Raw genomic sequence first — 11,432 nt, forward strand, 5'->3', positions numbered from 1 at the left:
ATATTACATTATTATATATCAAGATTTATTTTTTTTCTATAATCTCAAATCTTATATTTTAATTAAATATAATAGAATTTAATTCATCTTTATTTATCTTTGGACCTACAAAAGCTGTATTCAATGCTCCATTTTTAAAGCATTTATCAAGTACATATTTTATATCTTCCATAGTTATATTATCTATTTTTTCTATAACTTCTTCTTCTGTTCTAATGTCTCCTCTAAATAATAATGATTTAGCATTAGCAAACATTTTTGAACTTGTGCTTTCCTGCCCTAATATATATGTTCCTTTTATCTTTTCTTTATTTATTTTTAACCCTTCTTCTGTTATTCCATTTATAACAAAATCATTTACTGTATCTTTTATAACTTCTAAAGCTTTTTTTGCTGAATTTTTATTTAATCCTAAGTATATGTTTGTTCCCCCACAATTCTTATATGCATCCATATAAGAATAAATTGAATAACAAAGACCTAATTCCTCTCTAACTTTTTGGAATAAAAGAGATGATGCCCCTCCACCTAATATGTTATTTATAATAACCAAAGCATATGATTTTGGATGATTATATTCCATTCCTGGATATGCTATATTTATGTGAAGTTGTTCTATATCTTTTTCTATACTTCCTGTTCCTTCTAAAACTTCTATTTTATCATATTTAGGTTCATATTCTCCTTTATCTTTCCAATCACCAAAATACTTTTCAACTAAATTTTCTATTTCTAAAAAGTCCACTTTACCACAAATTGATATAACTGAATTTGAAGGAACATACTTTTCTTCTATGTAATTTATTATATCCTCTCTAGTAAAACTTTTTACTTTCTCTTCTGTCCCTAATATAGGATAAGAAAGTTCTGTTCCTCTAAAAGATATTTCTGCATGTAAATCTTCTAAAACTTCCTCTGGAGAGTCAGTACTCATATTTATTTCTTCTATTACTACACCTTTTTCTTTTTCAATTTCTTTAGGATCAAATTTAGAATGTAATATTATATCTGACAATACATCTAATGCTATATCTATGTGACTTCCTAATGTTTTTACAAAATAACATGTAGATTCTTTTCCAGTAAAAGCATTTATTTGCCCACCTATATTTTCTATAGCACCTGTAATTTGATTAAAGGTTCTTCTTTCAGTTCCTTTAAAAAACATATGCTCTATAAAATGTGATATCCCATTCAAATTTTTTGGTTCATTTCTTGAACCATTTTTAACCATTACTCCTACACTTACAGAGTTTACACCATCTATTTTTTCTATTACGATTTTAAGTCCATTTTTTAATGTAAGAACTTTATGCATATATACCTCCATTTTTTATAAAAAAAAAGGCAAATACTTTTGCCCTTTTCATCTATTCATTATTTTCTTCTTTTTCTGCTAATGCATCTTTTCTTGAAAGGTTTATTCTTCCTTGTGAATCTATCTCAGTTACTTTAACTAAAATTTCATCACCAACAGAAACAACATCTTCTACTTTGTTTACTCTTTCTTTAGCAAGCTTTGATATATGAACTAACCCTTCTTTTCCAGGTAACACTTCAACAAAAGCTCCAAAAGTTGTTATTTTAGTAACTTTTCCTAAGTAAACTTCTCCAACTTCTGCTTCTTTAGTTATACCTTCAATTATTTTGATTGCTTCATTAACACCATCATGATCAACAGATGATACGAATACTGTTCCATCTTCTTCTATATCAATCTTAACTCCAGTATCTTCAATAATCTTGTTTATAACTTTTCCACCAGCCCCAATAACTTCTCTTATTTTATCTGGATTTATTTTAATTATTGATGTTTTAGGAGCATAAGCTGAAACATCTTCTCTTGGCGCATCTATACATTCATTAATTTTATCTAAAATTACCATTCTAGCTTTTCTAGCATTTCTTATAGCAGTTTTAACTACATAATTGCTTAGACCTTTAAGTTTTGTATCAACTTGAATTGAAGTAATACCTTTTTCAGTACCTGCAACTTTAAAGTCCATATCCCCAAAGAAATCTTCTATTCCTTGAATATCTGTTAATACTTCTTCTTCAGTTAAATCTTCTGATGTTATAAGTCCCATAGCTATTCCAGCAGCTGGTCTTTTTATTGGAACACCTGCATCTAATAATGCTAATGTTGATCCACAAACTGAAGCCTGTGAAGTTGAACCATTTGAACTTAATACTTCTGATACAAGTCTTATTGAATATGGGAATTCATCCATTGAAGGAATTAATGGTTCTAAAGCTCTTTCTGCTAAAGCTCCATGACCAATTTCTCTTCTTCCTGGTCCTCTAAGTGGTCTAACTTCTCCTACGCTATAAGCTGGGAAATTATAATGATGCATATATCTCTTTGACTCTGCTTCATCTATACCATCTAAAGTTTGGACCTCACTAACAGAACCTAATGTAGCAACAGTCATAACTTGAGTTAATCCTCTTGTAAATAATCCAGTTCCGTGAGTTCTTGGTAAAATACCTACTTCACATGAAAGAGGTCTAATTTCATCAAAAGCTCTTCCATCTGGTCTTCTTTTATCTTTTAATAGCATATGTCTTACTACTGCTTTTTGCATAGTATAAAGAACTTCTTTTATGTCTCCTTCTTTACCTTCATGCTTTTCTGCAAATTCAGCAAATACTTTTTCATTTACAGCTGACATTGCTTCATTTCTTTCATCTTTATCCATTATATACATAGCTTCTTTAACCATATCAGTTGCAAAAGCTTTAACATCTTTTTCAACTTCTTCATCTACTTTGTATAATTCTGGAGTATCTTTTACTTTTCCAAATTTAGCTTGTGCTTCTTTTTGGAATGCTATAATATCTTGACAAGCATTAAATCCGAATTCTATTGCATTTATCATAGTTTCTTCATCTATTTCATTTCCGCCTGCTTCAATCATCATAACCTTTTCTTCTGTAGCACAAACAGTTAAATCTAATTCAGTTAATTTTCTTTCTTCTGAATTTGGATTTAATATAAATTTACCATCTATAAGTCCTATTTGAACTCCTGCAACAGGAATTGTATAAGGAATACTTGATAATAATAATGCCATTGATGCTGCATTTATAGCTAGTATTTCTGGTATATTATCTTTTTCAACTGAAACTACTGTACAAACAACTTGAACATCATTTCTATATCCTTTAGGGAATAATGGTCTTATTGTTCTATCAACAGCTCTTCCATGAAGTATAGCTTTGTCAGTAGGTCTTCCTTCTCTTTTTACAAATCCTCCTGGAATTTTCCCAACAGAATATAATCTTTCCTCGTATTCAACACTTAAAGGGAAAAAATCTATTCCCTCTCTTGGCTCTTCTGAGGCATTAACGTTAGTTAGTATAACAGTATCTCCATAGCTAAAGAATGTAGCTGCATTTGATAACATACCAAAACCACCAAATTGAACCTTCATTTCTCTTCCAGCTATAACTGTTTTTAATTCATTCCTCATAAAGGACCTCCCTTCGCCTTTAATTACAAATTTTGCTAATATTTTTAAAATAATAGAGCGGTTTTACCCGCTCTAAGATATTATCTTCTTAAACCTAATTTTTTGATTACAGCTCTGTATCTTTCGATATCTTGCTTAGCAACATAGTTTAAAAGTCCTCTTCTTTGTCCAACCATCATTAATAGACCTCTTCTTGAGTGGTGGTCTTTTTTGTGAACTTTTAAGTGCTCTGTTAATTCATTAATTCTTTCAGTTAATAAAGCGATTTGAACTTCAGCTGATCCTGTGTCCTTTTCGTTTTTACCAAATTCTTTAATTATTTCTAATTTTCTTGCCTTATCCATGTAATCTACACCTCCGTATAATATCCCCTTAGCTCCAAGTATAAAGATGGCACCTTTAAACATAGACCTAGGTTTACTGTCTAAGTATAACAAAAATATTTCCATTTGTAAACATAATTTATTTTTTATAATAAATTTCTGCTTTTTCTGCAAATTCTTTATCTTTTTTTAATCTAGCTTTTAAATCATCTAAAGAATTAAACTTCTTCTCATCTCTAATTCTTCCCAAAAATAATAATTCTAAACCTTCATTATAAATAGTTTTATCAAAATCTAAAATAAAAGTTTCTATTGTAAGACTTTCTCCATCTACAGTTGGATTATTTCCAATATTGGTTATACCTTTGTAGAGTTTATTATTATATAAAACATTTGTATAATAAACTCCTCTTTTAGGTATTATAAAATTTCCTTTTAATTCTAAATTTGCTGTTGGAAAACCTATTGTACGCCCAATTTGTTTTCCACTTACAACTATACCACTTAATGAATATGGCCTATTTAACATATTATTTGCTTCTTGTATATTTCCTTCTAATAAAGTATTTCTAATTCTAGTGCTACTTACAACTTCTTCTTTATACATAAATGGCTCTATTACTTTAAGTTTAAAATTATATTCTTTTGATAACTCTTCTAAAAGATGTATATCTCCCTTATTTTTAAATCCAAATCTATAATTAAACCCAACTACTAAACCCTTGACTTTATATTCTTTACAAAGATTACCTATAAAATCTTCAGGTGAAATCTTCATAAAGCTACAATCAAATTCTTTTAGGACTATTTCATCTACCCCTAAATCTAATAGTATTTTTTTCTTTTCAATATTTTCCATTAAGTAATGAAATTTATAGTTTTTATTAATTATCTCCCTTGGATGATTTAAAAAAGTAAATACCATACTTTTAGAATTATCTCTTTTAGCTAAATTTATAGCTTCATTAATTAATTCTAAATGCCCTTTATGAAGCCCATCAAAACTTCCAAGAGCTATATAATATCCATCTCTTTTTCCCATTTAATCTCCTAATTTAAACTAACAATTTTTCTAGTTTAAATCCTTTCTCATCTTTTTTTCCAAGACCAATAAAGTTATCATCTTCATCATAAACTCTATAAAGAACTCCAAGCTGAGCTTTAGTTACATAAAGTCTTTTATCATAAACTTTAGCTCCATTTTTAATTAATTTTGAAAATTTATTTTTTATAATAAGCTTATCATAAGCTTCTAAAGCTTTATCTATAGGGATTATATATTCTTCAATATTTTCTTCAGTTAAATTTTCTATATTTATACTATCTTCCTCTAAAAAATTTGAAGTTGCATTTCTCTTTAGTTTAGTCATTACAGCTCCAACTTTAAGATCTTCTCCAATATCATAACAGAGACTTCTTATGTAAGTACCTTTAGAACATTTAACCTTCATTTTAACAAAAGGTTTTTCAATACATATATCTTCTATGAAATAGATAGTTATCAATCTTCCTTCTCTTTCAACTTCTATTCCCTTTCTTGCTAGTTCATATAAACGAACTCCATTTTGTTTTAAAGCAGAATACATAGGAGGAACTTGATTATATTCACCTTTAAATTTATTTATACTAGTTAATATATCTTCTTCTGTTAAAAAGCTATAATCATTCTCTTCTAAAACTTCTCCTTCTAAATCATAAGTAGTAGTTTTAGTTCCAAGTTTAAATTCAACAGTATAAATTTTAGGTGCTCTCATAATATAATCTATTATTTTAGTACCTTTTCCTATACATACAGGAAGAACCCCACAAGCCTCTGGATCTAGAGTACCTGTGTGGCCCACTTTTCCTGTTTTTGAAAGCTTTTTTATTTTTCTTACTACATCAAAAGAAGTCATCCCCGTATTTTTAAAAATATTAATTACGCCTTCCATTCTTTTAGCTCGCTTTCAATTTTATTCAAAATATTATTTTTCGCATCTTCTAAAAAGACACCTTTTTGCATTACTCCTGATGCTTTTATGTGCCCTCCACCACCAAAGGCTTCTGCAACTTCTCTTACATCAAAATCATTTTTTGATCTTAAACTTGCTTTAGTTCCTTCTGAAGTTTCTTTTAATAATACTGCTACTTCTACATTCTTCACACTTAATAAATTTCCTATTATATCTGAAGTATCTTCTTGTTCACAATCATATTTTTTTAAAATCTCTTCTGAAAGTCCTACAACTATAACTTTTCCATTTAAGAATAATTTAGCATTTTCAAATGCATATCCCATAAGATTTAATTTTTTCATAGCTCTATTATCAAAAAGATTTTTATAAATATTTGTATTATTAACTCCTACTGCTATTAATTCACTAGCTATTCTATGAGTTCTTTCTGTAACATTTGAATGTCTAAAAGAACCTGTATCTGTGACAAGTGTAGTATATATACATGTCCCTATCTTTTTCGAAATTTCTGTTTTATCATTAAATTTAATTCCTAGAACTTTTATAAGTTCAAATACAATTTCACCAGTTGAAGCTGCATTTGTATCTACATAATTTAAATTTCCGTATTGTTCATTTGAAATATGATGATCTACATTTATTAAGGCTCCTTTATAAGAAGAAAGATCTGCGGAAACTCTTTCAAAATTTCCGCAATCTAATGAAACTACTAAATCAGTATCTTCTTCAGGACATCTAATAGTTCCATCTACTTCTTTACCTAAAGGTAGAAATTCAAGATTTTCTCCTATAATATCCTTAGATATTATGTAAGCATCTTTATTTAAATATCTTAATGCATTTAAAAGCGCTAATGCACTTCCCATGGCATCACCATCTGGTGATACATGAAATGTTATTCCGATTTTATTTGATTCTAAAATCTTCTTTCCAATTTCTTTTAAAGACATTATTTTTTTGACCTTTCTATTAATTCATCAATTTTCATTCCATAATCAATAGATTCATCTAATTCAAATATTATCTGTGGCACTGCTCTTAATTTAACTCTTCTACCAACTTCTCTTCTTATAAACCCACTAGCTCCTTTTAAAGCTTTTAAGTTTTCTTCTTTTTCTTCTTTACTATTTGAGAATATGCTTACGTACACTTTTGCATAACTTAAATCTCTAGTAACTTCAACATCTGTTACTGAAATCATAGCAGTAAGTCTAGGATCTTTAACTTCATTTTGAATTAGATTGCTAACTTCTTTTTTAACTTCTTCGTTTATTCTGCCACCTCTATAGTTAGCCATTTTTCTTCACCTCTTTACTAATTAAAGCTCTTTTCTTTCTATAGCTTCTACAGTGTAAGCTTCTATAAGATCTCCTGCTTTCATATCATTGAACTTATCTAAACTTAATCCACATTCGTATCCACTCTTAACTTCTTTAACATCATCTTTAAATCTCTTTAGTGATGATAAAGTTGTCTCAAATATTACTATTCCATCTCTTATAACTCTTACATCAGAATTTCTTACTATTTTCCCTTCTGTTACATAACATCCAGCAATAGTTCCAACACTTGATATTTTATAAGTTTCTCTTACTTCTGCTGTTCCTAATACAACTTCTTTATATTCAGGTTCAAGCATTCCTATCATAGCAGATTTAACATCTTCTATAGCATCATATATTATTCTATAAGTTTTAATTTCAACTCCATCTCTCTCTGAAGCAGCTACTGCATTTCCATCAGGTCTTACATTAAATCCAATTACAATTGCATTTGAAGCTGAAGCAAGTGTTATATCAGTTTCAGTTATAGCTCCAACTGCTCCATGAATAACTCTAACTTTAACATCATCTGTTGAAAGTTTTTCAAGTGATTGTTTTATTGCTTCAACTGAACCTTGAACATCAGCTTTAACTATTATACTAAGTTCTTTAACAGTTCCTTCTTTGATTTGATTATAAAGTCCCTCAAGAGAAACTCTATGACTTGAAGAGAAACTTTCATTTTTTAATTTTTCTTTTCTTTTTTCAGCCATATTTCTTGCAGTTTTTTCATCTTCAACCTGATTAAATCTGTCTCCTGCAGCAGGAACTTCTGAAAGTCCTAAAACTTCAACTGGAATAGAAGGTCCAGCAGTTTTTATTTTCTTTCCAGTATCATCAAACATAGCTCTTATTCTTCCATAAGTTGTTCCTACTAAAATTGAATCTCCAACACTTAAAGTTCCTGTTTGAACAAGTAAACTTGCAACTGGTCCTCTTCCTTTATCAAGCTTAGCTTCTATAACAGTACCATTTGCATTTCTATTAGGATTAGCTTTAAGTTCTAACATTTCTGCAGTTAATATAACCATTTCTAGAACATTTTCTATTCCTATACCTTTCTTAGCTGATACAGGAACACAAATTGTGTCTCCGCCCCAGTCTTCTGCAACTAAACCATATTCAGTTAACTCTTGTTTAACTCTATCTATGTTAGCTCCTTCTTTATCAATTTTATTTATGGCAACTATCATTGGAACATCTGCTGCTTTACAATGGCTTATAGCTTCTTTAGTTTGAGGCATTATTCCGTCATCTGCTGCAACAACTAGTATAACTATATCAGTTATTTGAGCTCCTCTAGCTCTCATTGATGTAAAAGCTTCATGTCCTGGTGTATCTAAGAATGTTATATCTTCACCATTTAATGTAACAGTATAAGCACCTATGTGTTGAGTAATTCCACCAGCTTCAGATTCAGTAACTTTTTCTTTTCTTATTGCATCAAGAAGAGATGTTTTACCATGGTCAACGTGCCCCATAACTGTTACAATTGGTGGTCTCTTTTCTAATGATTCTTCGCTGTCTTCAATTATAAGATCATCTAACTCATCATTTTGTTCTATTTTTTCAGCTATTATTTCAAATTTTTCACATACTTTTTTAGCTGTTTCGAAATCTATTTCTTGGTTCATTCCAGCCATAACTCCACAGAACATAAGCTCTTTTATAAGTTCTGCTGAAGATTTATTTATTTTTTCTGCTAAATCTTTTACCATTATAGTTTCATTTATTTCAACAACTTCTAAGCTATTAGCAGCAGCTGCAGCAGCTGCTTCTGCTTCTAACTGTTTTCTTGTTTTCTTTTTCTTTTTATTTCCTTTGTTAACTTCCTCAGCTAACATATCTTCATATTCATCTACAATAGTTTTTTCACTTGAAATAGTTCCTTCACTTATAAGTTCTTTTATAAGTTCTGCGTCTTCATCTTCTATTACGCTCATATGGTTTTTAGCCACTACATTAAATTCTTTTTTTAATAATTCTATTAAATCTGCTGAGCTTAAATTAAGCTCTTTTGCTAATTCATATACTTTAACTTTTGACATAAAGTCACCCCCGATTAATTTCTACATATAGTATCCTCCTTGTAAAGACTTAATAATTTATCTGCCATATTTTTATCTTTTACAGCTAATATTTTTATTTCTTCTTTACCTATAGAAGTTCCTAATTCTTCTTTTTTGAAATCTTCAATATAAGGTATATTTTTTTCTTCACAGTGTTTTAAAAATTTCTTTTTTGAAGATTCTGATGCATCAGTTGATATTATAAAAAGCTTTAGCTTTGTTCTATTTCTCTGTTCATCACATTTACTATAGCCCTCTATTAAATTTCCTGATCTCTTTACAAGGCCTAAAAAATTAAAAAATTTATTCATCATTCATTTCTTCCTTTAGTCTATTATAAATATCTTCACTAATTTGGACTTCTAAATTTCTACTTAATCTTTTTGTTTTATAAGCCTTATTTAAGCATTCTTGAGATTTACATACATATGCTCCTCTTCCTGCTTTTTTTCCTGTAAGATCCACTGACACTTCGCCTTCTTTTGATCTTACAACTCTTATAAGTTCTTTTTTAGGTTTCATCTCTGAGCACCCAGTGCACATTCTTAAAGGTATCTTTTTAGTTTTCATAAAAATCACACCTCACCCTTAACTATTCTTCAATTTCTATAGTTTCTTCTTCTATAGTTTCTTCTACTAAGTTTTCTTCTTGCTCACTTTGACTTTTGCTTTTTATATCTATTTTCCAGTTAGTTAATTTTGCAGCTAATCTAACATTTTGACCTTCTTTACCAATTGCTAATGAAAGTTGATTATCGTCTACTACAACTTTAGCTGATTTTGATTCTTCATCTGCAACTACACTTACAACTTTTGCAGGACTTAATGAATTTGCTATAAATTCAGCTGGATCTTTACTCCATTTAATTATATCTATCTTTTCATTTTTAAGTTCATTTACAACTGCTTGAACTCTTATTCCTTTTGGTCCTACACATGCTCCCATTGGATCTATTTCTGCATCATTTGAAAATACAGCTATTTTACTTCTTGATCCAGCTTCTCTTGAAATACTTTTTATTTCAACTGTTCCTTCTTGTATTTCAGGAACTTCCATTTCAAATAATCTCTTAACTAATCCTGGATGTGTTCTTGAAACATGAACTTGTGGTCCTTTTGGTGTAGATTTAACTTCAACTACATATAGTTTTAACTTTTCATTAAACTTATATTCTTCACCTTTCATTTGTTCATTTGGTCCTATAACACCTTCAATTTTTCCAAGATTAACAAAAACTAATCCTTTATCTTTTCTAAGAATAGTTCCTGTTATTATATCAAATTCTAATTCTTTGTACTCTTGGAATACTATATTTCTTTCTGATTCTTTTATTCTTTGAGTTACCATTTGTTTAGCATGTTGTGCTGCTACTCTACCAAAATTCTTTGGTGTAACTTCTAAATCAACAATATCATCTACTTCATATTTTGGATTTATTTCTTTTGCTTCTTCTAAACTTATTTCTGTTATATCGTCAAATATTTCATCTACAACTACTTTTTGTGCGTAAACTTTTATTTCACCATTTTCTTTGTTTATTGAAACTTTAACATTTTGAGCATTTGTATATTGATTTGCATAATTTTTCTTGTATGCTGAAACCATTGCGTCTTCAATTGTTGCAAATATTAAATCTTTACTTATTCCTTTTTGTTCAACTATCTCTTCAAGAGCGTCTATAAACTCTAAATTCATTTTTTCTCCTCCTCTTAAAGTTCCCCCTGTATATTGGCACTTTTTATTTTATCTTTTGGAATATTTAATTCAATATCCCCCTCTATAATTATAAATTCATCATTTACTTCTTTTAAAATTCCTGTAATGTGTTTCTTACCTTCTATAGCTCCAGTAAATTTAACAAATACTTTTTGATTTATAGCCTTTTTAAAATGTTCTTCTTTATAAAGCCCCTTATCAATTCCTGGTGATGATACTTCTAAGTAATATGATTTATCAATTGGATCTTCAACATCAAGCATATCACTTACTTCTCTAGAAACAGCCTCACAATCAGTTAACTTTATACCCTCTTCACTATCTATATATATTCTTAGATAGTTTTCTCCATCTTCATGGACAAATTCTATATGATATAATTCATATCCAAGATTATCAGTTATAGGTTTAACTAACATCTCCATCTTTTCCATTAAAGCATCTTTTTTCATATGTTAACCTCCTTTTTCATATTCAATTTTTATATATTGTTCCCAAAAAGATTAATTAATATTTCTAACTAAAAACGCAACTAAATAAGTTGCGTTCTAAATAGAAAGAGCGGGATTTTTT

At 29.1% G+C, this 11,432-nt stretch carries 12 protein-coding genes; all 12 read right to left on the bottom strand.

The genetic code is table 11. The annotated features are described in order from the left end of the window. Positions 1-58 precede the first annotated feature (58 nt). Positions 59-1,318, bottom strand: a complete 1,260-nt coding sequence (locus tag CLTHE_RS00045; RefSeq protein WP_080021468.1) for a M16 family metallopeptidase — start codon at positions 1,316-1,318, stop codon at positions 59-61. Between the two features lie 52 nt (positions 1,319-1,370). Then, positions 1,371-3,473, bottom strand: a complete 2,103-nt coding sequence (locus CLTHE_RS00050) for a polyribonucleotide nucleotidyltransferase (RefSeq protein ID WP_080021469.1) — start codon at positions 3,471-3,473, stop codon at positions 1,371-1,373. Between the two features lie 80 nt (positions 3,474-3,553). Beyond that, positions 3,554-3,817, bottom strand: coding sequence for a 30S ribosomal protein S15 (gene rpsO, locus CLTHE_RS00055; RefSeq protein ID WP_040413985.1), 264 nt, complete (start codon positions 3,815-3,817; stop codon positions 3,554-3,556). 118 nt (positions 3,818-3,935) lie between these two features. Continuing rightward, positions 3,936-4,838 carry a bifunctional riboflavin kinase/FAD synthetase gene (locus CLTHE_RS00060; RefSeq protein ID WP_080021470.1) on the bottom strand — a complete coding sequence of 301 codons (903 nt, stop codon included), beginning with the start codon at positions 4,836-4,838 and terminating at the stop codon, positions 3,936-3,938. A gap of 13 nt (positions 4,839-4,851) precedes the next feature. Next, positions 4,852-5,727 (bottom strand): tRNA pseudouridine(55) synthase TruB, encoded by an 876-nt coding sequence (gene truB, locus CLTHE_RS00065; RefSeq protein ID WP_080021471.1) that lies wholly within the window; start codon positions 5,725-5,727, stop codon positions 4,852-4,854. Beyond that, positions 5,715-6,701, bottom strand: coding sequence for a DHH family phosphoesterase (locus CLTHE_RS00070; RefSeq protein ID WP_080021472.1), 987 nt, complete (start codon positions 6,699-6,701; stop codon positions 5,715-5,717). Before CLTHE_RS00070 ends, truB begins: the two co-directional genes overlap by 13 nt. Next, a complete protein-coding gene (rbfA, locus tag CLTHE_RS00075) occupies positions 6,701-7,048 on the bottom strand; it encodes a 30S ribosome-binding factor RbfA (protein WP_002597531.1) in 348 nt (115 codons plus the stop codon). Before rbfA ends, CLTHE_RS00070 begins: the two co-directional genes overlap by 1 nt. A 21-nt stretch (positions 7,049-7,069) precedes the next feature. Continuing rightward, a complete protein-coding gene (infB, locus tag CLTHE_RS00080; RefSeq protein WP_080021473.1) occupies positions 7,070-9,121 on the bottom strand; it encodes a translation initiation factor IF-2 in 2,052 nt (683 codons plus the stop codon). Between the two features lie 14 nt (positions 9,122-9,135). After that, positions 9,136-9,453, bottom strand: coding sequence for a ribosomal L7Ae/L30e/S12e/Gadd45 family protein (locus CLTHE_RS00085; protein ID WP_040413984.1), 318 nt, complete (start codon positions 9,451-9,453; stop codon positions 9,136-9,138). Beyond that, entirely contained in the window at positions 9,446-9,712 is a 267-nt protein-coding gene (rnpM, locus tag CLTHE_RS00090) for an RNase P modulator RnpM (RefSeq protein WP_002597528.1), read from the bottom strand. The genes CLTHE_RS00085 and rnpM overlap by 8 nt, the downstream gene beginning before the upstream one ends. A gap of 22 nt (positions 9,713-9,734) precedes the next feature. Then, complete coding sequence (gene nusA, locus CLTHE_RS00095) at positions 9,735-10,838, bottom strand: transcription termination factor NusA (RefSeq protein ID WP_080021474.1); 1,104 nt, start codon at positions 10,836-10,838, stop codon at positions 9,735-9,737. A gap of 14 nt (positions 10,839-10,852) precedes the next feature. Beyond that, positions 10,853-11,311 (bottom strand): ribosome maturation factor RimP, encoded by a 459-nt coding sequence (rimP, locus tag CLTHE_RS00100; RefSeq protein WP_002597526.1) that lies wholly within the window; start codon positions 11,309-11,311, stop codon positions 10,853-10,855. Positions 11,312-11,432 lie beyond the last annotated feature (121 nt).

It is taken from the genome of Clostridium thermobutyricum DSM 4928, from assembly GCF_002050515.1.
Lineage (GTDB): Bacteria > Bacillota > Clostridia > Clostridiales > Clostridiaceae > Clostridium > Clostridium thermobutyricum.

Bases quoted from the DNA above. Each gene is read 5' to 3' on its own strand.
- rpsO (WP_040413985.1), bottom strand. From the start codon at position 3,817: ATGGATAAGGCAAGAAAATTAGAAATAATTAAAGAATTTGGTAAAAAC.
- CLTHE_RS00060 (WP_080021470.1), bottom strand. From the start codon at position 4,838: ATGGGAAAAAGAGATGGATATTATATAGCTCTTGGAAGTTTTGATGGG.
- rnpM (WP_002597528.1), bottom strand. From the start codon at position 9,712: ATGAAAACTAAAAAGATACCTTTAAGAATGTGCACTGGGTGCTCAGAG.
- CLTHE_RS00050 (WP_080021469.1), bottom strand. From the start codon at position 3,473: ATGAGGAATGAATTAAAAACAGTTATAGCTGGAAGAGAAATGAAGGTT.
- rimP (WP_002597526.1), bottom strand. From the start codon at position 11,311: ATGAAAAAAGATGCTTTAATGGAAAAGATGGAGATGTTAGTTAAACCT.
- truB (WP_080021471.1), bottom strand. From the start codon at position 5,727: ATGGAAGGCGTAATTAATATTTTTAAAAATACGGGGATGACTTCTTTT.
- CLTHE_RS00070 (WP_080021472.1), bottom strand. From the start codon at position 6,701: ATGTCTTTAAAAGAAATTGGAAAGAAGATTTTAGAATCAAATAAAATC.
- rbfA (WP_002597531.1), bottom strand. From the start codon at position 7,048: ATGGCTAACTATAGAGGTGGCAGAATAAACGAAGAAGTTAAAAAAGAA.
- infB (WP_080021473.1), bottom strand. From the start codon at position 9,121: ATGTCAAAAGTTAAAGTATATGAATTAGCAAAAGAGCTTAATTTAAGC.
- CLTHE_RS00045 (WP_080021468.1), bottom strand. From the start codon at position 1,318: ATGCATAAAGTTCTTACATTAAAAAATGGACTTAAAATCGTAATAGAA.
- CLTHE_RS00085 (WP_040413984.1), bottom strand. From the start codon at position 9,453: ATGAATAAATTTTTTAATTTTTTAGGCCTTGTAAAGAGATCAGGAAAT.
- nusA (WP_080021474.1), bottom strand. From the start codon at position 10,838: ATGAATTTAGAGTTTATAGACGCTCTTGAAGAGATAGTTGAACAAAAA.